Raw genomic sequence first — 19,136 nt, 5'->3', positions numbered from 1 at the left:
CGCCGCAACGGCGGGCGCGCGCGCCTTTGCCGCGTTCGTCTTATCGCTCATGCGCTCACGAGGTCGAGCCGCATCAGCGTCCGCGCGTCGAGCGCGAGCGTCGTCGCGCCCGAAATTTCCTCGAGCTGCGCGACGCTGTTGACGCCGACGATCGGCGCGGTCACGCCCTTTTGGGCGAGCAGCCAGGCGATGGCGACCTGCGCCGGCGTCGCGTTCAGCCGGCGCGCGGCGCTGTCGAGCTCGCGCAATATGTCGAGGCTGCGCTCGTCGAGAATGCGCGCGACAACGCCGCCGCGCGCCGCGCCGACCGTATCCTCGATGGAGCGATATTTGCCGGTGAGAAATCCCGCCTCCAGCCCCCGGAACGGCAGCACGCCCATATCCTCCTCGAGGCAGATGCGGCGCAGATCGCCCTCATAATAGGCGCGGGTGACGAGATTGTAATGCGGCTGCAGACAGCTGTAGAGCGGCAGCCCATGCGCTCTCGCCGTGGCGAGCGCCTCGGCGAGGCGCGGCGCCGAATAATTGGACGCGCCTATGGCGCGCACTTTGCCGCTCTCGATGAGGCCGGCGAAAGCATCGAGCGTTTCTTCGAAAGGCGCGGCCGTATCGTCGAAATGCGCCTGATAGAGATCGATGCGGTCGGTCCTGAGGCGGCGCAGCGACTCCTCGGCCGAGCGGATGATGTGCGCGCGCGAGAGACCCTTGCCGACATCGGGCATCGCGCCGCCGACCTTGGTCGCGATGAGAAGCCTGTCGCGCTTGCCGGTCGCCTTCAGCCAATTGCCGATGATCGTCTCGGATTCGCCGCCGCTGTGGCCGGGCGCCCAGGTCGAATAAGTGTCGGCCGTGTCGATCAGCGAGAAGCCGCGATCGACGAAAGCGTCGAGAATGGAGAAGCAGCTCGCCTCGTCGGCGGTCCAGCCGAAGACATTGCAGCCGAGCGCGAGCGGCGCGCAGGAAAGACCCGATCCGCCGAGCCGACGATGTTCCATGCGAAGGCCCCGCTTCCGGCTCGCATCCGCCGCTAGATATTGCTGTAATCTTCCGGGGCGATGCGGACGTGCATGCCGTCGAGGCTCGAGTCGAATTTCATCTGGCAGGCGAGGCGCGAATTGATCTGGCGGTTGGCGGCCTTGGCCAGCATGATGGCCTCGGCGGGCTCCATGGGGGGCATGGCGACGCCGTCGGGCGGATCGACATAGATTTGGCAGGTGGCGCAGGTGCAGCTGCCGCCGCATTCCGCGACCAGCTCCTCGACGCCCGATTTGCGGATCAGCTTCATCATCGTCGCGCGATCCTTGCCGGCGATCTCCGACAGCGTCCCGTCGCGCGTTTCGAGCGTGAATTTCGTCATCGTCAGTGTCCGATGTTCAAGGAGGCGAGATCGGCGCCGACCTCATGGCCGCTGGCGACCGAGCCGTCGCGCGCGATGCGGATGGTCGCGAGGCCGGCGGTCTTGGCGGCGTCCAATTCCTCCTCGCTCTCCGACAGGACGAGGATGGTTTCGGCGGCGACGCCGAGACGCTCGCAAATGTCGCGATAGGAGCCGGGCTCGATCTTCTGGCCGAGGGTCGTATCGAAGAAGCCCTCGAACAGACCCGTCACATCGGCGGACGAGCAACGGCTCAGCAGCAGCTTCTGCGCCGCCTGCGAATTGGAGGAATAGACGAAGAGACGCAAACCGGCGCCGGCCCAGGATTTCAGGCGATCGGCGACATCCGGATAGAGCGCGCCGCCGAGCGCGCCCGCCGCATAGGCCTCCTGCCAGATCAGCCCCTGGATGATCTTCAGCGGCGTCGCCTTGCGGCCCTGCTTCATCCAGCGCAACAGCAGAGATTCCGCCTGCGTGGGGTCGAGATCATAGCCGCCCATGAGCCGCCCGGTCTCCTCCAGCGCCTCCTCCACTTCCTCGTCTTCGGCGTGCTCGGCGATATAGCTCCCGAGCCGCTCTGCCGAGAGCGGCAGCAGCGTCTCGGTCATGAAGGACATGGGCAGGACGACGCCTTCGAGATCGACCAGGACGACGCGAATGGCTTCGCTCATCGCGCGGCCTCCCGCCGCTCATATGCGGAAAATTGTTTGATTAGCGCCATCGAACCGCTCGCCTTTCCCGATTGCCGCGGTCGAGACAGCATGATTTGTGCCGAGCCCGCCGGCTCCTCTGCTCGCGGCTGTGGATTACTGCGCCGCAGCATGGCAAGAGGGGAAGGAGGGCGTAAGATCGATGGTCGGTCGCCCCTCACTTGTCGAACCCGCCGCTCCAGTTCTGGTCGTGCACATGCGAAGCTCGAAAAAATCCGCCGCCGAAACGCTCGACGATCTCTTCGACGGCAAGGTCATCGCCATTCGCGGGGCGCGCGAGCATAATCTCAAGAATGTCGATCTCGTCATTCCGCGCGACAAATTCGTCGTCTTCACCGGCCTCTCGGGGTCGGGCAAATCCTCGCTCGCCTTCGACACGATTTATGCCGAGGGCCAGCGCCGCTATGTCGAGTCGCTCTCCGCCTACGCCCGCCAATTCCTCGAGATGATGCAGAAGCCGGACGTCGATCAGATCGACGGCCTCTCGCCCGCCATCTCCATCGAGCAGAAGACGACGTCGAAGAATCCGCGCTCCACCGTCGGCACGGTGACGGAGATTCACGACTATATGCGCCTCTTGTGGGCGCGCGTCGGCGTTCCCTATTCGCCGGCGACCGGCCTGCCGATCGAGAGCCAGACCGTCTCGCAAATGGTGGATCGCGTGCTGGCGCTGCCGCAGGGAACGCGCCTCTATCTGCTCGCGCCCGTCGTGCGCGGCCGCAAGGGCGAATATAAGAAAGAGATCGCCGATTACACCAAGCGCGGCTTCCAGCGATTGAAGATCGACGGCGCCTATCACGAGATCGCCGACACGCCGCCGCTCGACAAGAAATTGAAGCACGATATCGACATCGTCGTCGATCGCATCGTCGTGCGCTCCGACATCGCCGCGCGGCTCGCCGATAGTTTCGAGACGGCGCTGGAGTTGGCCAATGGACTGGCGGTCGTCGAATTCGCCGATAAAGTGAGTAGTGAGATAGTGAGTGGTCAGGGAGCCTCCAAAGCCCTACTCACCACTCACTACTCACAGGACCACATCGTCTTCTCCTCCAAATTCGCCTGCCCCGTCTCCGGCTTCACCATTCCGGAGATCGAGCCGCGGCTCTTCTCCTTCAACAATCCCTTCGGCGCCTGCCCGGTCTGCAGCGGCCTCGGCCAGGAGCAGGCAGTCGATCCCGATCTCGTCGTTCCCGATCCTAGGCTCTCGCTGCGCAAAGGCGCCATCGCGCCCTGGGCGAAATCCTCCTCGCCCTATTACCAACAGGCGCTCGAATCGCTCGGGCGCCATTACAAATTCCGTCTCGACACGCCTTTCGAGAAGCTCGACAAATCAGTGCGCGACATTCTGCTGCACGGCTCCGGCAGTGAGGAGATCCGCTTCTCCTATGACGACGGAATGCGCGCCTATGATGTGAAGAAGCCTTTCGAAGGCGTCGTCGCCAATCTGCAACGGCGTTTTTTGGAAACGGACAGCGAATGGGCGCGCGAGGAGATCGGCCGCTATATGTCGGCCGAGCCCTGCAAATCCTGCATCGGCTATCGCCTGAAGCCGGAAGCGCTGGCGGTGAAGATCGACATGCGCCATATCGGCGAAGTGTCGGACCTCTCCGTGCGCGCCGCGCTCGACTGGTTCCGCGCGCTGCCGGAAAAGCTCGACGCCAAGCGCAATGAGATCGCGCATCGCATATTGAAGGAAATCCGCGACCGCCTGACCTTCCTCGTCGATGTCGGCCTCGATTATCTCACCTTGTCGCGCGCCTCCGGCACTCTGTCCGGCGGCGAGAGCCAGCGCATTCGCCTCGCCTCGCAGATCGGCTCCGGCTTGACCGGCGTGCTCTATGTGCTGGACGAGCCCTCGATCGGCCTGCATCAGCGCGACAATGACCGTCTGCTCGACACGCTGCGGCGGCTGCGCGATCTCGGCAATAGCGTCATCGTCGTCGAGCATGACGAGGACGCCATCCTCTCCGCGGATTATGTCGTCGATGTCGGACCCGGCGCCGGCGTGCATGGCGGCAAAATCGTCTCCAAAGGGGCGCCGCAGGAGATCATGGACGATCCCAACTCGCTCACCGGCCAATATCTGACCGGCGCGCGCCAGGTGACGCTGCGCCATGCGCTGCGCAAGCCCGATCCCGGCCGCTGGCTGAAGATCAGCGGCGCGAGAGGGAACAATCTCAAAAATGTCGAGGCGAAGATTCCCTTGGGCCTCTTCACCGCCGTCACTGGCGTCTCCGGCGGCGGCAAATCGACTCTCGTCATCGAGACGCTCTACAAGGCCGTGGCGCGCCGCCTCAATGGCGCGCATGAGCATCCGGCGCCTTTCGACAAGATCGACGGATTGGAGCATATCGACAAGATCATCGATATCGACCAATCGCCGATCGGCCGCACGCCGCGCTCCAATCCGGCGACCTACACCGGCGCCTTCACGCCGATCCGCGAATGGTTCGCCGGCCTGCCGGAGGCCAAGGCGCGCGGCTATGCGCCGGGGCGCTTCTCCTTCAATGTGAAGGGCGGGCGCTGCGAGGCCTGCCAGGGCGACGGCGTCATCAAGATCGAGATGCACTTCCTGCCCGACGTCTATGTCACTTGCGACGTCTGCAAGGGCAAGCGCTACGACCGCGAGACGCTGGAGGTGAAATATCGCGAGAAATCCATCGCCGACGTGCTCGACATGACCGTCGAGGAAGCGGCCGTATTGTTCAAAGCGGTGCCGGCGATCCGAGACAAGATGGAGACCCTAAAGCGCGTCGGCCTCGACTACATCCGCGTCGGCCAGCAGGCGACGACGCTCTCCGGCGGCGAGGCGCAGCGCGTGAAGCTCGCCAAGGAACTGGCGCGCCGCTCCACCGGGCGCACGCTCTATATCCTCGACGAGCCGACGACGGGCCTGCATTTCCACGATGTCGCCAAGCTGCTCGAAGTGCTGCACGAGCTCGTCGATCAGGGCAATAGCGTCGTCGTCATCGAGCATAATCTCGAGGTCATCAAGACCGCCGATTGGATCATCGATCTCGGGCCCGAGGGCGGCGACGGCGGCGGCGAGATCGTCGCCGCAGGGCCGCCCGCCGAGATCGTCGCGGCGAAGCGCAGCCATACGGGCCGCTATCTCACCGAAGTGCTGAAGCGCCGTCCGCCGCGCGCGGAGAAGGCGAAGGATGCGAAAGCGGCGAAGGAGGCGCCGGCGCCGCGCCGCAAGCGCGCCGCGCAGGAGCAATAATCGATATCTGATATCGTTTCCGTGTGATCGCTTCGCTTGAAGAAGCGATGACCGCCCCGTCCGTCATTGCGAGCGAAGCGAAGCAATCCAGCGCCGTGGGGCGGCTCCTGGATCGCTTCGTCGCTCCGCTCCTCGCGACGACGCGCGAACCGATCAGTCGGCGCGGGCGGCGAAATAGGAATCGATCTTCTCACGCATCTCGCGCAAGAATCGCTCCTCGCCGAAGCCGAGCGCATGGGCGCGGATGCGCTCCGGCGAAAACTCCATGCGCTCGAAACGAGTGATCGCCTCGCTCAGCGATTCGACCGTCTGCGCGTCGAAAAAGACGCCGGTCTCGTTCTCCACGACGGTCTCGGTCGCGCCGCCGCGACGAAACGCGATCACCGGGCGTCCGCTCGCCATCGCCTCGAGCGGCACGATGCCGAAATCTTCCTCACCCGGAAAGATCAGCGCGCGGCAGCGCGAATAATGCCGCGTCAGAACATCGAAAGGCTGCGGGCCGAGCACCGACACTGTGGGGCCGGCCCGCCTGCGCATGGCCTCCAGATTGGAGCCGCCGCCGATGACGACGAGCTTCTCGCCTCGAGCGTTGAAGGCGTCGATGGCGAGCTCGGGCCGCTTATAGCCGACGAGCTCGCCGACCATGAGATAATAATCGCCGATCTCTTGCCCCGGCGCGATGGAGAAAGCGTCGGCGGCGACGGGCGGATGCACGATGTCGGCGGAGCGCCGGTAATAGCGCTCGATGCGATGCGCGACCGTCGTGGAATTGGCGATGAAATGATCGACGCGCGTTGCCGACAGAGCGTCCCAATTGCGCAGATAATGGGCGAGCGGCGGCATCAAGAAGCGCGTGAGAAATCCCGACTCCTCGCGATATTCATGATACATGTTCCACAAATAGCGCATGGGCGAGTGGCAATAGCACACATGCAGCGCCTCCGGCGGCGGAATGACGCCCTTGGCCGGCCCGGACTCGCTCGAGATCACGAGATCATAGCCGCGCAGATCGAGCTGCTCGCAGGCGAGCGGCATGAGCGGCAGATATTGCCGATAATATTTCGCCGCGCGAGGCAGAGATTGAATGAAGCTCGTCGTGATCGGGCGCGATCGAATTGTCTGCGAGACGGCGGCCGGATCGATGACATGGGCGAAGAGATCGGCCTGCGGAAAGAGTCGGATCAGGGCTTCGACGACCTTTTCACCGCCGCGCATGCCGACGAACCAATAGTGAACGATCGCCACGCGCATTCTACGTTCCCACCTCGACGCCCGGACAGAAGCGCAGGAGCGCGCAAACTACGAAGCCGGGCATGAGCCCGGCTTCGAGAATACCGTCGAAGTCATTAACATCCCGTGAGGATTCGATGCGCGCTCAGTTCTTGAGCGGCGTCTCCGGGACGCTGCGCGGACGCGCGCCGCGCGGCTGCGGCTCGGGCTTGCCCGACTCGCTCTCCTTCGGCTTGCGCGACTTGCGCGGCTCGCCGCCTTCGGCCGCCGAAGCGCGCTTCTTGCCAGCCTCGACAATGTCGCGCTCTGGACGCGGCAGCACCGGCCCCTCGGGGAAGACGAAGCCGAGCGTCTTGGCGCCATTGTCGTCTGTCACCACCACCACGCGCACCGCGCCGCCATTCTTCAGCCGGCCGAACAAGACCTCGTCGGCGAGCGGCGTCTTGATATGCGTGTGGATGACGCGGCCCATCGGACGCGCGCCCATGGCCTGGTCATAGCCATGCTCGACGAGCCAGGAGCGCGCCTCGTCGGAGAGCTCGATCGTGACATTGCGGTCGGCGAGCTGCGCCTCGAGCTGCAGGATGAATTTGTCGACGACGCGGGCGATCACCTCTTCCGGCAGATGGCCGAAATGGACGATCGAGTCGAGACGATTGCGGAACTCCGGCGCGAAGAGGTGATTGATCGCCTCATTGTCCTCGGCGCTATGCGTCTTGCCGCGCGTGAAGCCGATGGGCTTCCTCGCGAGATCGGCGGCGCCGGCGTTGGTCGTCATGATGAGGATCACATTGCGGAAGTCGATCTGCTTGCCGTTGTGGTCCGTCAGCTTGCCGTGGTCCATCACCTGCAGCAAAATATTGAAGAGATCGGGATGCGCCTTCTCGATCTCGTCGAGCAGCAGCACGCAATGCGGATGCTGGTCGACGCCGTCGGTCAAGAGGCCGCCCTGATCGAAGCCGACATAGCCGGGAGGCGCGCCGATGAGCCGGCTCACCGTATGGCGCTCCATATATTCCGACATGTCGAAACGTAAGAGCTCGATGCCGAGCGAGGTGGCGAGCTGGCGCGCGGCTTCCGTCTTGCCGACGCCGGTCGGGCCGGAGAAGAGATAGCAGCCGATCGGCTTCTCCGGATCGCGCAGGCCGGCGCGGGCGAGCTTGATCGCCGAAGTGAGCGCGGTCAGCGCCTTGTCCTGGCCATAGACGACGCGCTTCAACGTCTCGTCGAGATGGGCGAGCACCTCGGCGTCGTCCTTGGAGACGGTCTTGGGCGGAATGCGCGCCATGGTCGAGATCGTCGTCTCGATCTCTTTGAGGCCGATCGTCTTCTTGCGCTTCGACTCCGGCACCAGCATCTGCGCGGCGCCGGTCTCGTCGATGACGTCGAGCGCCTTGTCCGGCAGCTTGCGGTCGTGAATGTAGCGCGCCGAGAGCTCCACCGCCGCCTTCAACGCTTCGTTGGTGTAGCGGATCTTGTGGAACTCCTCGAAATAGGGTTTGAGCCCCTTGACGATCTCCACCGCGTCCGGGATCGACGGCTCATTGACGTCGATCTTCTGGAAGCGCCGCACCAGCGCGCGGTCCTTCTCGAAATATTGGCGATATTCGCGATAGGTGGTCGAGCCGATGCAGCGCAGCGTGCCCTGCGCCAGCGCGGGCTTCAGCAGATTGGAGGCGTCCATCGCGCCGCCGGAGGTCGCGCCGGCGCCGATCACCGTATGGATCTCGTCGATGAAGAGAATGGCGTTCTTATGCGCCTCGATCTCCTTGATGACCTGCTTCAGGCGCTCCTCGAAATCGCCGCGATAGCGCGTGCCGGCGAGCAGCGTGCCCATGTCGAGCGCGAAGACCGTCGCGCCGGAGAGAACTTCCGGCACCTCGTTGGAGATGATCTTGCGGGCGAGGCCTTCGGCGATCGCCGTCTTGCCGACGCCGGGATCGCCGACGAGCAGCGGATTGTTCTTCTGCCGGCGGCAGAGCACCTGCACGGTGCGCAGCACCTCCGGCTCGCGGCCGATCAGCGGATCGATGCGGCCCTCGCGCGCCTTGCGGTTCAAATTCACGCAATAGGCCTCGAGCGCGCCTTCCTTCTTGCGCTGCTCGCCCTCGCGGCCCTCGCGGCCCTCGCCCCGCTCCGCCTCGTCCTCGACGCCGCGCGGCGAGCGCGACGCGTCGGAGAGGCCCGGCCGCTTGGCGATGCCGTGGCTGATGTAATTGACCGCGTCATAACGCGTCATGTCCTGCTCCTGCAGGAAATAGACGGCGTGGCTCTCGCGCTCGGCGAAGAGCGCGACCAGAACATTGGCGCCGCTCACATCCTCGCGGCCGGAGGACTGCACGCTGATGATGGCGCGCTGCACGACGCGCTGGAAGCCGGCGGTCGGCTTGCAGTCGCCCGCCGATTCATTGACCAGATTGTCCAGCTCGTGATCGATGTATTCGCGCAAATTCTTGGCGAGCAGATCGAGATCGACCGAGCAGGCGCGCAGCACGGCGGCGGCGTCCTGGTCGTCTATGAGACTGAGGAGCAAATGCTCCAGCGTCGCATATTCATGGCGCCGCTCTCTCGCCGAGGCGAGCGCGCGGTCGAGAGACTGCTTCAGGTTGCGCGAGAATGTCGGCATGGATCGTCCGCCCTCACTTCTTTTCCATGATGCACTGAAGCGGATGCTGATGCTTGCGCGCATAGTCCATCACTTGCGTGACTTTCGTCTCCGCCACCTCATAGGTGTAGACGCCGCATTCGCCGACGCCGTGATTATGCACGTGCAGCATGATCCGAGTGGCTTCTTCCAGGCTCTTGTTGAAATATTTACGCAGGACGATGACGACGAACTCCTGGGTCGTATAGTCGTCGTTGAGCAACAAGACGCGGTACATGTTGGGCCGCCGCGTCTGCGTTCTCGTGCGGGTGATCAGCGCCGTTCCCGACCCCGACCCCCCATCGCCGCCGCTGCTTTTGCGAGGCTCTTTCCCGCCCGCATGGGGAGGCGCGCCGCGTTCGTCCGCAGAGGAAGAAACCCGGCTGTCGAGCGTAAGATCATCGATCACAGTCACCTCGGCTTTCCTCATTCCCCTTTCCGATATTCGCCCGCGACAGGCCTGCCGAATGTCCACGTAGCATTCTCTGTGCCGCGGGCCTTCGCCGGCGCTCGCGGCGCGGGCGAGGCGGAGAGGACCCGAGTTTTCTTTCTCGCAGGAGCATTGGCAAGACCCGAAAAGGTGAAACGGCCAAAAAAGTCCGAAGCGCTGCTCCGGCGCGGCGCCGCCTTTCGCGCCGCCCCTTCCACAATCCGACTAGGAGATAATGTGCCGGCGCGGCGGAACAAGTGAATGCGGGCGTCGGCGCGCCCCATCGCCGGCGCAGGTTTCCAACCGGCGCCGCGAATGTCTGGATTTGGCCACGCGACGCGACCCGCTTCGATCCACATATCGATAACCGCGAGCGTAAACACGTCCTTTACCGCCGCTTTCTATGGTCGATCGAAAGCGAGGCGCACGATTGAAAGAGGCGCGAATGTCGATGCTCGATCAATTTCGGCGGGACGCGGCGGGCACGCTCGTCGAGAAAGTGGCCTTGGTGTCGGCGGCGCTGGCGCTCGCCTGCGTGCTCGGGGTCAATCTCCTGTCGGCAAAGTTACAAAACGGCGAGCTCCCGCTCATCGCTTTTGTCGATAAAGCGGAACGCGGCCGGACTCTGCACGCCGCATCGCGGCCCTCCGCCTCGCCGCAACCTCTGCCTCGGGCCGGCTTCGTCGGCGTGGACCACGCCGCCACCGGCTCGATCGCGACGAGACCGAAAGCCCTCGCCCCGGTCTCGCCCTGCCGTTTGGACGAGAAATAGTCGGTTTTCCGACGCGGGATCGGCTGGCGCGCGGCGCCGCCGATCATTCGGCCACGTCAATTCCATTGACATCCGACGCGTTCGGCTCCAAGCATGGCGCGCGTCTTGCTCCCGCGATGGACGAGCAGAACGCCAGCGGAACACACGCCGTCGATTTGCGACGGACCCGCCTCTCAAAGGACGACGCGCGCCCCCCGCGGCCTACGCGCGCCCATCCCTCGCCAGATGTCACGAACGCCGCGACCAGGACAATTGATGAACTTCGACGAACTCGGCCTTTCCCAAAAGGTCCTCGCGGCCGTTGAGGCGTCCGGCTACACCAAGCCCACGCCCATTCAGGAACAGGCGATTCCCCCCGCTTTGCAGGGGCGGGACATATTGGGCATCGCCCAGACCGGCACGGGCAAGACGGCGGCGTTCACGCTGCCCATGCTGTGCCGGCTCGAGCAGGGCCGGCCCCGCGCGCGCATGCCGCGCACGCTGATTCTGGAGCCGACGCGCGAGCTCGCCGCTCAGGTCGAGGCGAGCTTCGCCAAATACGGGGCCAATCACAAGCTCAATGTCGCGCTCTTGATCGGCGGCGTCGCCTTCGGCGATCAGGAGGCCAAGATCATGCGCGGCGCCGATGTGCTGATCGCGACGCCCGGCCGCCTGCTCGACTTCTTCGATCGCGGCAAGCTGCTGCTCACCAATATCGAGATCCTCGTCATCGACGAGGCCGACCGCATGCTCGACATGGGCTTCATCCCGGACATAGAGCGCGTCTGCAAGCTCGTGCCCTTCACGCGGCAGACATTGTTCTTCTCCGCCACCATGCCGCCGGAGATCACCCGTCTCACCGAGGCCTTTCTGCACAATCCCGTGCGCGTCGAAGTGGCCCGCGCCTCGACGACGGCGGCGACCATCCGCCAGGCGCTCATCGCCACGCATGGCCATGCCGAGAAGCGCGAGACTCTGCGCCGGATCATCCGCGACGCGGACAACTTCAAAAACGCGATCATCTTCTGCAACCGCAAGCGCGACGTGGCCATTTTGCACCGCTCGCTCGACAAGCACGGCTTCTCCGCCGGCGCGCTGCATGGCGATATGGACCAGCTCGCGCGCATGGCCTCGCTCGACGCCTTCAAGAACGGCGACGTCAATCTGCTCGTCTGCTCCGATGTCGCCGCGCGCGGCCTCGACATTCCCGACGTCAGCCATGTCTTCAACTTCGACGTCCCGACCCATAGCGAGGATTATGTCCATCGCATCGGCCGCACCGGCCGCGCCGGCCGCTCCGGCACGGCCTTCACCCTCGTCACCGACGACGACCGCAAATATCTCGACCAGATCGAGACGCTGATCGGCAAGAAGATCGATTGGGAAGGGCCCGGCCTCGACGAGCTGCCGCCGCCCCTGGAGGCTCCGGCGCGGGAATCGCGCAGCCGCGCGCGCGGTCGGGGAAGCGAGCGGAGCGGCCGCCGCCCGTCTGCGGAACGCGAACCCCGCCGAGAACGGCAGGCGGGAGAGCCACGCCAGGAGAGAGAGGCGCGGCCGGCGAGAGAGCCGCGCCAAGCGAGAGAGCCGCGGGAAGCGCGGCCCGAGCGTCCGGCCCGGCCCGAGAGGCCGCCCACCTATGGCGACCGGCGCGACCGTAGACCCATGCGCCAGCCGGAGGACGACGGGCCGCCGGTCATCGGCCTCGGCGACCATATTCCGTCCTTCCTGCTGCGCCCTGTGGTGCTGAAGCCGGCCAAGGTCGACGAATAGAGCGTTCAGATTCCAGAGTCTTTCTGTGTTTCATTGAAACATGGAAAGACTCTCGGCTTTTGTTTTTGATGCATTTCCCGACGCCGAACCGGCCTCGAAGCGCTCCAGAGGCGCCGCTCAGCCGGCGAGCGCCTCTTCCACCAGATCGAGCATCAGGTCGATGTCCGGATCGGCGTAGACCTCGCCGGACGGCTCGATGCGCAGCATGGGAACGCCCTGCGAGCAATGGCGCAGGCAGCTGCGCCTCACGCAGGCGATTTCGCCGGCTGCGATCCCTTTGCCGAAATCGACGTCGAGCGCCTCGCTCAAACGCTCGTGCAGCACGCTGCCGCTTCCCTCGCGGTCGCAAACGTCTCCGACACAGACGACGAAACGTATGAGCGGCGGCTCGATCATATCTATCCTCTGATACGGCATCCGACTGATCGCTTCGCTCGGCGAATGCAATCTCCGTGTCCTTCGTGTCTTCGTGGTGAAAAAACCACAAAGACACGAAGAACGCCAAGCCGTCACGCTCGATGATAGGGATGGCCGGAGAGGATGGTCGTCGCGCGATAAATCTGCTCGGCGACGAGAATGCGCACGAGCTGATGCGGCAGCGTCATGCGCCCGAAGGAGAAGACCGCGACCGCTTTCTCCCGCACCGCGGGCGCGAGCCCTTCCGAGCCGCCGATGGCGAACCACAGCGATTTGGTCGCTTTGTCCCGCTCGCTCCCGACGAGCGCCGCGAAATCGGCGCTGCTCGCGGCGGTCCCGCGCTCGTCGAAGACGACGAGCTTCGCGCCGACGGGCAGAGCGGCGAGCAGGCCCTCGCCCTCCTGCGCCATGCGCTCGGCCGGATTGCGCGCCCGGCTCTCGTCGATTTCCAGGAGATCGAGCCCCGAAAGGCCGAGATTTCGCATCGCCGCGACGCGGGCGGCGTAACGCGCGTAGAGATCGCGCTCCGGGCCGGCCTTCAGCCGCCCGACACAGAGAATTCCGACGCGCATGTCCTCCCGCGCGAGCATTCGCGCGCAGCGAACGCCGTTCCCTACCTATCTATCGGCCCTACCGGCGCCTCTTTAGACCGCGCGCAGCTCGCTCGGCCGCGCGCCGCCCCACATTTTCTCGAGGTTGTAGAACTGACGCACCTCGGGCCTGAAAATGTGGACGATGACGTCGCCCGCGTCGATCAGCACCCAGTCGCACTGCGGCAGCCCCTCGACGCGCGGAGCGACGAGGCCGGCCTCCTTGCAGGCTTTGAGCACTTTGTCGGCGATGGCGCCGACATGCGTGGTCGAACGGCCGGTCGCGATGACCATGTCATCAGCGATCGTCGTCTTGCCGCGCAGATCGATGGAGATGACGTCCTCCGCCTTGGCGTCGTCGAGGCTAGTGAGGACTTTTTGAATGATGGAGCCGGCGATCTGGCCGATCGGCCCGGAAGCCGGTTGAGACGGCGCGCGCGCCGCCCCCGGAAGACTTGTCGTCAGCGTTGCGACCCTCATGCTTAACGGCGCTGGCGCCGCATCTCTCAAGATGTGCCGTTTTGGCCCTGAATGCAACCACGCAGATATGCGCGCGAGCCGCTAAGATCGCGCTCGAACCTGCGAGATTGCTTCACAAGCAATTGTTATAGAAAATGTTTTCCTTCCAGAGACGCGCCCCGGGGACAGAAAAAAACCCGGCGAGAACGCCGGGTTTTGAGAGTGGGCCCCGGCCCATCGGGAGGTGGGAGGAACCTCAAAGCCGGAACGAGTGAGAGCCTAACCGATTCCGCGCCGAGTCGCCCGGCATAAAAGGTCGCATTTGTCCAGGAGCGCCCGAGAAGAGCTGCGACAAAGCCGCGCTCGAGCGCCGCCCGAGCGGGTGGGGCCCATCATTGCGATTCGGCAGCGCCCGCAGATTCAATCCCCTAAATTCTGCGACCGGAGCCACCGCTACGTTCTTGTGTTAAAAATGTCACAGATACGAAAATTCTTCAGCGGCGGCCGCAGGTCGGCTCACGGAACCAGCACGAGCGCTCCCGTGGTGCGCCGCGCCTCGAGATCGGCGTGGGCGAGCGCCGCGTCTTCGAGCCGATAGAGCGTCGGGCGCTCGAGCCGCAGCACGCCCTTCTTGATCGCGCGCACGACGTCGCTCGTCATCTTATCGAGATCCTTGCGCCGCGCGATATGGGCGAACAGCGACGGGCGCGTCACAAAGAGCGAGCCTTTCTGCGACAGGAGATTGATGTCGAAAGCGTCGATCTTGCCGGAGGCGGAGCCGAAGCTCACGAAGAGGCCGAAGGGCTTCAGGCAATCGAGCGAAGCGGGAAAGGTCGCGCGCCCGACGCCGTCATAGACGACGTCGCAGAGCTTGCCGCCCGTCAGCTCGCGCACGGCGGCGGCGAAATCCTCGCTGCGATAGAGAATCGTATGTTCCGCGCCGGCCGCTCTGGCGATTTTCGCCTTCTCCTCGTCGCCGACAGTGGCGATCACATGCGCGCCGAGCGCGCTTGCCCATTGGCAGAGCAATTGGCCGACGCCGCCCGCCCCCGCATGGACGAGAATGCGATCGCCCTCCTTCACCTTATGCGTGCGGCGCAGCAGATATTGCGCGGTGAGCCCTTTGAGCATCATCGAGGCGCCGGTCTCGAAGGAGAAGGATTTGGGCAGCTTCACCAGCGAAGCGGCGGCAATGTTGCGCGCCTCGGCGTAGCCGCCGAGCGGCCCGACATAGGCGACGCGATCGCCGATCTCGAATTCGTCGACGCCCTCGCCCAGCGCGACCACCTCGCCCGCGCCCTCATAGCCCGGAACGAAGGGAAGATCGGCGGCGTAAGAGCCGGCGCGCAGATAAATATCGATGTAATTGACGCCGATCGCCCTCTGCGCGATCTGCGCCTCGCCCGGCCCGGGCGGGGGCAGCTCGACCTCCTCGTAGCGCAGAACCTGCGGCCCGCCCGTTTCGTAAATGCGAATGGCCTTCACCATGATCTTCTCCGCATGATCTTCTTCGAATGACTCGTCTCTTGCGCCTCTTCGCAAAAATCCGCGTCGATTGCGACCAGGGATTGACCGCCATGGCGCAGCCGACTGATTTCGGGCAGCGACGGAAAGCCGCCGCCGGCCCGCTTCGCCTTCCCGTCCCCATGGTGTAGAAAGCACGCAACACGGAGACGAAGCACATGGCCGAGACATTGGCGGGAGCGAGCCCCGCGATCGACACGCAGATACTCGTCGCCGGCGCCGGCTCCACCGGCATCGCCGCCGCCCTCGCCTTCGCCGCCGCGGGCTGGCGCGTGACGCTCGCCGGCCGCTTCCCGCAGCCCCTGCCCGGACGCACCGTCGCGCTGTTCGAGGCCTCGCTCCGCTTCCTCGAATCGATCGGCGTGCTCGACGAGGTGCGCGCCGCCGCCTGTCCGATCGAGACGATCCATATGATCGACGACACGGACCAGCTTCTCCCCGTGCCGGATCTCGTCATGCGCGCGGAGGAGATCGATCTTCCCGCTTTCGGGCTCAATGTCTCCAATGACGAGCTGACCGGGATCCTGCTCGCGCACGCCCGCGCCGCGCAGAGCTTCGAGATCGTCGAGAGCGACATCGTCGATTATGAGTTCGAGGACGACGGCGCCACGGCGATCCTGTCCGACGGGCGCCGCATAGAGGCCGATTTCATCGTGGCGGCGGACGGGCGCGCGAGCAAGGCCCGCGCCGCCGCCGGCATAGACACGAAGGAATGGACCTATCCGCAGGTCGCGCTCACCGCGCTGCTGCGCCATGAGCTGCCGCACGACAATGTCTCGACCGAATTTCACACGCGCTCCGGCCCCTTCACTCTGGTGCCGCTGCCGTCGCGCGAGGGCGCGGAGCATCGCTCCAGCCTCGTCTGGCTGATGAGCCCGCGCGACGCCAAGCGCCGCCTCGCCAAGCCGCGCGCGGAGCTGCAATATGAGATGGAGGATTATTCGCGCGAGAAGCTCGGCGCGATCACGATCGAGAGCGGCATAGGCGAGTTCCGCATGGGCGGGCTGCAAGCGTCGCGCCTCACCGCGCCGCGCCTGGCGCTCGTCGGCGAGACTTGCCATGTGTTTCCGCCGATCGGCGCGCAGGGACTCAATCTCAGCCTGCGCGACGTCGCCGATCTCGAGGACTGCCTCGCCAGCGTCGATCTGCGCAATCCCAAGGAGCTCTCGCGCGCGCTGACGCGCTATGAGATGCATCGGCGGGCCGACATCGGCTTGCGCACCCATGGCGTCGATCTGCTCAACCGCTCCCTCATCATCCCCTATCTGCCGGTCGATCTCATCCGCGGCGCCGGCTTCATCGCCATGACGACGCTGGGGCCGCTGCGCCGCGCGGTGATGCGCGAGGGCGTGGCTCCGCATCTCGCCCAGCCGCGGCTGATGCGCCGCGAGACGCCCAAGGAGCCGCGCATGCGCGGCAAGCGTCCACGCGGACCGGAGGCCCTCGCCGACGCGGCGCGCGGCGCCTTCGCCCATCTGCGCGAGACGGCCTCCCGACTGGGCTGAATCAAAAAAATTTCGCGCCTTCCTTCTCCCGCCTGCAGGAGAAGGTGGCCCTCGCGTCAGCGAGGGTCGGATGAGGGTCCGTGAGAGTCAAAGAGGGGCCGTGGAATCCGAAGCGCCCTCATCGGACCCGGCTTCGCCGAGCCACCTTCTCTCACTCCGTGGGAGAAGGATTCACAGCGACGACGTCGCGAACAGCGTCGGAATCGCGAAGCGAAAGGCGGCGCCCTCGCCTGGCCGCGACTCGACCGCTATCTCCCAGCCATGGCGATCCGCGATCGATTTGCAGATCGCCAGCTCTATGCCCGTGCCGGCATATTCCACGCCGCCCGCGGGCCGGCTGAAGGGCTCGAAAATCCGCTCCGCGAACTCCTGCTCGAAGCCGACGCCCTTGTCGACGATGGAGAGATGGATCGCGCCCTCCTCCAGCGTCGCCGCGATCGTCACCTCCGCCGGGCGGCCGGGCTTGCGATATTTGACGGCGTTGGCGACGATGTTCTGCATCAGCGAGGCGAATTGCGCGCGGTCGCCGACGAAAGCGGCGGCGGGAAGATCGACCTCGAGCCGCGTCTCGCCGGCGGCGAGCGAATGCGCGAGCTCGGCGAGCGAGAACTGCACTTCCTCGCGCAGCTCCAGCACCTCCAATTGCTGATCGCCATAGATGGTTCGCGCATAGGTGAGCAGATCGGCGACGAGCTTGCGCGCGCGAATCGCCGCATGGCGCATCCGCGCGCTCGCCTGCGCGATCTCGTCGAGAGCGCCGACCGTCATCGCGGCCTCGATCCGCGCCGATTGCGCGGCGATCTCCGCCAGAGGCTGTTGCAGGTCGAGCGAAGCCACATAGGCGAATTGGCAGAGCCGCTCATTGGCGCGCTCCAATTCGGCGACGCTCGCGGCGAGCGCCCGCTCCGCCTCGCGGCGTTCGCTCATGTCGAGGACGGTGGCGGTGACGAGCAGGCCGCTCTCCGTCTCGAGCGGGGCGAGGCCGATCTCGACCGGAAATTCGCCGCCGTCGCGCCGTCGCGCCCTTATCTCACGGGCGACGCCCATCATGCGGCGGCAGGGCTCGGCCCAATAGTGCTTGCGGAAGGCGGCGTGGCGTCGCCGAATGACGGCCGGCGTGAGCAGCTCGACCGAACGGCCGATCAATTCCGCGCGAGCGTAGCCGAACAGCAGCTCCGCCTCGCGATTGACATAGCGCATGCGCCCGTCTTCGCCGACGATGAGGATCGCCGCCGGCGAGGCTTCGACCATCACGCGATAGCGATCATATCCGATCGTCTCGGCGCTCATCGCGCTCCCCTCGCGTCGCCCGCCTCTCGCGTGACGGCTTGGTCTTCGCCGTCGCGCCTCCCGAAGGCGGTGAATGGTGATATGTGAATTGCGGGGGAAGAAGAAAAGAGCCGGAGCTACGATGACGGACGAAGCGACGGAACGGCCCCGGACGGACGCGAAGGCGCATCCGCTCGGCAGGCGCAAGATCGGGCTCGCGCTCAGCTCCGGCATGGCGCGCGGCTGGGCGCATATCGGCGTTTTGCGGGCGCTGACGCGCATGGGCGTTTCCTTCGACGTCGTCGCCGGAACCTCGGCCGGCGCGCTCGTCGGCGGCTGCTTCCTCGCCGGCAAGCTCGATGAATTGGAGAACTGGGCGAGCTCGCTCGACAAGCGCAAGATCGTCTCCTATCTCGATCTCCAGATCGGCTATGGCGGACTCATCAAAGGCGATCGCCTCTTGATGGAGCTGCGCCGCGCGCTCGGGCCCATGCGCATCGAGACATTGCCGACGCCTTTCGTCGCCGTCGCGACCGATCTCGTGACCGGCCATGAGATCTGGCTGCGAGAAGGCGATCTCGCCGAGGCGCTGCGCGCCTCCTTCTCTCTGCCGGGCCTGTTCCCGCCCATGGAGATGGACGGGCGTTGGCTGGCCGACGGCGCGCTCGTCGATCCGCTGCCCGTCGCCGCCTGCCGCGCGCTGGGCGCCGAGCTCGTCATCGCCGTCAATCTCAACACCGACATCATCGGCAAGTCGCGCGACGCCGCGCGCATTCCTTCGACCATGGGCTTCGATCCGGTGACGCTGCTGCAGGAGAAGCAGAAGCCCTTCGTCGCCTCGCTCACCGAGAGCTTGACACGCGGCGTCTTCCGCCGCGATCCGGACCGGCCGAGCATTTTCGGCGTGATGACGACCTCGCTCAGCATCATGCAGGACCGCTTGACGCGCTCGCGCCTCGCCGGCGACCCGCCCGACGTTCACATCACGCCGCGCGTCGGCCATATCGGCCTTCTGGAATTCGACCGCACGGAAGAGGCGGTGCGCGAAGGCGAGGATGCGGTGGAGAGACGGCGCGAGGAGATTTTCGACGCGCTGCAGGTAATGGGGCTGATTTAGGCGGCGAAGCCCCCTCCCCCGCTACGCGCTATCGGATTCACACATCGCGAGACGCTGTGGCCGTCATGGCCGGGCTTGTCCCGGCCATGACGTCGCGGGGGCGAGGAAAATGTGTGCATTCG

General features: G+C 65.3%; 16 protein-coding genes. 5 read left to right on the top strand and 11 right to left on the bottom strand.

Features of this window, described 5'->3' with window-relative positions; all coding sequences use genetic code 11:
* Positions 1-47: 47 nt before the first annotated feature.
* Genes Mspo_RS07000 through mtnC form a run of 3 tightly spaced genes read right to left on the bottom strand, consistent with a single transcriptional unit; the run spans position 48 to position 2,046 of the window.
* The gene (locus Mspo_RS07000; RefSeq protein ID WP_159728212.1) at positions 48-995 is read right to left on the bottom strand and encodes an aldo/keto reductase; all 948 of its coding nucleotides are present in this window, start codon (positions 993-995) and stop codon (positions 48-50) included.
* Positions 996-1,027: 32 nt separating this feature from the next.
* Entirely contained in the window at positions 1,028-1,357 is a 330-nt protein-coding gene (locus Mspo_RS06995; protein WP_159728210.1) for a 2Fe-2S iron-sulfur cluster-binding protein, read from the bottom strand.
* 2 nt (positions 1,358-1,359) lie between these two features.
* Positions 1,360-2,046: an acireductone synthase gene (mtnC, locus tag Mspo_RS06990; protein ID WP_159728208.1), complete on the bottom strand. Its 687-nt coding sequence runs from the start codon at positions 2,044-2,046 to the stop codon at positions 1,360-1,362.
* A 235-nt stretch (positions 2,047-2,281) separates the two neighbouring features.
* Here mtnC and uvrA point away from each other — a divergent pair, with 235 nt between their 5' ends.
* Positions 2,282-5,308, top strand: a complete 3,027-nt coding sequence (gene uvrA, locus Mspo_RS06985; RefSeq protein ID WP_159728206.1) for an excinuclease ABC subunit UvrA — start codon at positions 2,282-2,284, stop codon at positions 5,306-5,308.
* A 153-nt stretch (positions 5,309-5,461) separates the two neighbouring features.
* Here the strand turns inward: uvrA and Mspo_RS06980 are convergent, their stop codons facing one another.
* The 3 genes from Mspo_RS06980 to clpS form a co-directional block, all read right to left on the bottom strand.
* Complete coding sequence (locus tag Mspo_RS06980) at positions 5,462-6,559, bottom strand: glycosyltransferase (protein ID WP_159728204.1); 1,098 nt, start codon at positions 6,557-6,559, stop codon at positions 5,462-5,464.
* A gap of 124 nt (positions 6,560-6,683) precedes the next feature.
* Entirely contained in the window at positions 6,684-9,164 is a 2,481-nt protein-coding gene (gene clpA / locus Mspo_RS06975) for an ATP-dependent Clp protease ATP-binding subunit ClpA (protein WP_159728202.1), read from the bottom strand.
* Between the two features lie 13 nt (positions 9,165-9,177).
* On the bottom strand, positions 9,178-9,612 hold the full coding sequence (clpS, locus tag Mspo_RS06970) for an ATP-dependent Clp protease adapter ClpS (protein WP_159728200.1): 435 nt from the start codon (positions 9,610-9,612) through the stop codon (positions 9,178-9,180).
* Between the two features lie 445 nt (positions 9,613-10,057).
* Here clpS and Mspo_RS06965 point away from each other — a divergent pair, with 445 nt between their 5' ends.
* On the top strand, positions 10,058-10,384 hold the full coding sequence (locus tag Mspo_RS06965) for a hypothetical protein (protein WP_159728198.1): 327 nt from the start codon (positions 10,058-10,060) through the stop codon (positions 10,382-10,384).
* A 255-nt stretch (positions 10,385-10,639) separates the two neighbouring features.
* On the top strand, positions 10,640-12,133 hold the full coding sequence (locus Mspo_RS06960) for a DEAD/DEAH box helicase (protein WP_159728196.1): 1,494 nt from the start codon (positions 10,640-10,642) through the stop codon (positions 12,131-12,133).
* 117 nt (positions 12,134-12,250) lie between these two features.
* Here Mspo_RS06960 and Mspo_RS06955 read toward each other — a convergent pair whose 3' ends face one another.
* From Mspo_RS06955 to Mspo_RS06940, 4 genes are all read right to left on the bottom strand, one after another.
* Positions 12,251-12,529, bottom strand: a complete 279-nt coding sequence (locus tag Mspo_RS06955) for a (2Fe-2S) ferredoxin domain-containing protein (RefSeq protein WP_159728194.1) — start codon at positions 12,527-12,529, stop codon at positions 12,251-12,253.
* A 113-nt stretch (positions 12,530-12,642) separates the two neighbouring features.
* Positions 12,643-13,122 carry a 23S rRNA (pseudouridine(1915)-N(3))-methyltransferase RlmH gene (gene rlmH, locus Mspo_RS06950; RefSeq protein WP_159728192.1) on the bottom strand — a complete coding sequence of 160 codons (480 nt, stop codon included), beginning with the start codon at positions 13,120-13,122 and terminating at the stop codon, positions 12,643-12,645.
* A 72-nt stretch (positions 13,123-13,194) separates the two neighbouring features.
* The gene (gene rsfS, locus Mspo_RS06945) at positions 13,195-13,620 is read right to left on the bottom strand and encodes a ribosome silencing factor (RefSeq protein ID WP_159728190.1); all 426 of its coding nucleotides are present in this window, start codon (positions 13,618-13,620) and stop codon (positions 13,195-13,197) included.
* Between the two features lie 495 nt (positions 13,621-14,115).
* Positions 14,116-15,087 (bottom strand): quinone oxidoreductase, encoded by a 972-nt coding sequence (locus tag Mspo_RS06940; protein ID WP_159728188.1) that lies wholly within the window; start codon positions 15,085-15,087, stop codon positions 14,116-14,118.
* Between the two features lie 194 nt (positions 15,088-15,281).
* Between Mspo_RS06940 and Mspo_RS06935 the strand changes: the two genes are divergently transcribed.
* Positions 15,282-16,628 (top strand): FAD-dependent monooxygenase, encoded by a 1,347-nt coding sequence (locus Mspo_RS06935; protein WP_159728186.1) that lies wholly within the window; start codon positions 15,282-15,284, stop codon positions 16,626-16,628.
* A 171-nt stretch (positions 16,629-16,799) separates the two neighbouring features.
* On the opposite strand, the gene Mspo_RS06930 is transcribed toward Mspo_RS06935, so the two are convergent.
* Positions 16,800-17,918, bottom strand: a complete 1,119-nt coding sequence (locus Mspo_RS06930; protein WP_159728184.1) for an ATP-binding protein — start codon at positions 17,916-17,918, stop codon at positions 16,800-16,802.
* Positions 17,919-18,039: 121 nt separating this feature from the next.
* Between Mspo_RS06930 and rssA the strand changes: the two genes are divergently transcribed.
* Complete coding sequence (rssA, locus tag Mspo_RS06925) at positions 18,040-19,014, top strand: patatin-like phospholipase RssA (RefSeq protein WP_159728182.1); 975 nt, start codon at positions 18,040-18,042, stop codon at positions 19,012-19,014.
* Positions 19,015-19,136: the final 122 nt, after the last annotated feature.

The sequence above is a fragment of the Methylosinus sp. Ce-a6 genome, from assembly GCF_009811655.1.
Classification (GTDB): Bacteria; Pseudomonadota; Alphaproteobacteria; order Rhizobiales; family Beijerinckiaceae; genus Methylosinus.
The sequence above is the reverse complement of the archived record's forward strand: the minus strand, read 5'-3'. Positions and strand labels throughout refer to the sequence as shown.

Excerpts from the sequence above, each read along its gene's own strand:
- Mspo_RS06955 (WP_159728194.1), bottom strand. The coding sequence starts at position 12,529 with ATGATCGAGCCGCCGCTCATACGTTTCGTCGTCTGTGTCGGAGACGTT.
- mtnC (WP_159728208.1), bottom strand. The coding sequence starts at position 2,046 with ATGAGCGAAGCCATTCGCGTCGTCCTGGTCGATCTCGAAGGCGTCGTC.
- rsfS (WP_159728190.1), bottom strand. The coding sequence starts at position 13,620 with ATGAGGGTCGCAACGCTGACGACAAGTCTTCCGGGGGCGGCGCGCGCG.
- Mspo_RS06940 (WP_159728188.1), bottom strand. The coding sequence starts at position 15,087 with ATGGTGAAGGCCATTCGCATTTACGAAACGGGCGGGCCGCAGGTTCTG.
- Mspo_RS06960 (WP_159728196.1), top strand. The coding sequence starts at position 10,640 with ATGAACTTCGACGAACTCGGCCTTTCCCAAAAGGTCCTCGCGGCCGTT.
- clpS (WP_159728200.1), bottom strand. The coding sequence starts at position 9,612 with ATGAGGAAAGCCGAGGTGACTGTGATCGATGATCTTACGCTCGACAGC.
- uvrA (WP_159728206.1), top strand. The coding sequence starts at position 2,282 with ATGCGAAGCTCGAAAAAATCCGCCGCCGAAACGCTCGACGATCTCTTC.
- Mspo_RS06980 (WP_159728204.1), bottom strand. The coding sequence starts at position 6,559 with ATGCGCGTGGCGATCGTTCACTATTGGTTCGTCGGCATGCGCGGCGGT.
- clpA (WP_159728202.1), bottom strand. The coding sequence starts at position 9,164 with ATGCCGACATTCTCGCGCAACCTGAAGCAGTCTCTCGACCGCGCGCTC.
- rlmH (WP_159728192.1), bottom strand. The coding sequence starts at position 13,122 with ATGCGCGTCGGAATTCTCTGTGTCGGGCGGCTGAAGGCCGGCCCGGAG.
- Mspo_RS06995 (WP_159728210.1), bottom strand. The coding sequence starts at position 1,357 with ATGACGAAATTCACGCTCGAAACGCGCGACGGGACGCTGTCGGAGATC.
- Mspo_RS06935 (WP_159728186.1), top strand. The coding sequence starts at position 15,282 with ATGGCCGAGACATTGGCGGGAGCGAGCCCCGCGATCGACACGCAGATA.
- Mspo_RS07000 (WP_159728212.1), bottom strand. The coding sequence starts at position 995 with ATGGAACATCGTCGGCTCGGCGGATCGGGTCTTTCCTGCGCGCCGCTC.
- Mspo_RS06965 (WP_159728198.1), top strand. The coding sequence starts at position 10,058 with ATGTCGATGCTCGATCAATTTCGGCGGGACGCGGCGGGCACGCTCGTC.
- Mspo_RS06930 (WP_159728184.1), bottom strand. The coding sequence starts at position 17,918 with ATGAGCGCCGAGACGATCGGATATGATCGCTATCGCGTGATGGTCGAA.
- rssA (WP_159728182.1), top strand. The coding sequence starts at position 18,040 with ATGACGGACGAAGCGACGGAACGGCCCCGGACGGACGCGAAGGCGCAT.